The organism is Stenotrophomonas sp. GbtcB23 (assembly GCF_019091045.1).
Lineage (GTDB): Bacteria > Pseudomonadota > Gammaproteobacteria > Xanthomonadales > Xanthomonadaceae > Stenotrophomonas > Stenotrophomonas rhizophila_A.
In genome coordinates, this window is record NZ_JAGXKC010000520.1 from 1 (window position 1) to 252 (window position 252).

Consider the following 252-nt stretch of genomic DNA (forward strand, 5'->3'; position numbering starts at 1 on the left):
GCTGGGCGCCAGCGCGATCAGCCGCATCGGCATCTGCTACAGCCAGAACCCGCGCGACCTGCCGGGCTGGGAAACGGCGGTGGTTGCCGGGCGCCTGCCGGTGTGGCGGGGGCTGACCCTGGATGCGGACGGTGCGCTGCGCGCCGCGCTGGTCAACCAGCTGATGTGCCAGGGCGAGGTGGATGGCCGCGCGCTGGGGGCACGCCACGGTGTCGATTTCGACCAGTACTTCGCCGATGCGCTCACCGCACT

Annotated in this window: 1 pseudogene; it reads left to right on the forward strand. The window is 71.8% G+C overall.

The features are described from left to right. Positions 1 to 252, forward strand: a pseudogene (locus tag KVS69_RS19990) (coproporphyrinogen III oxidase); the annotation flags it as partial.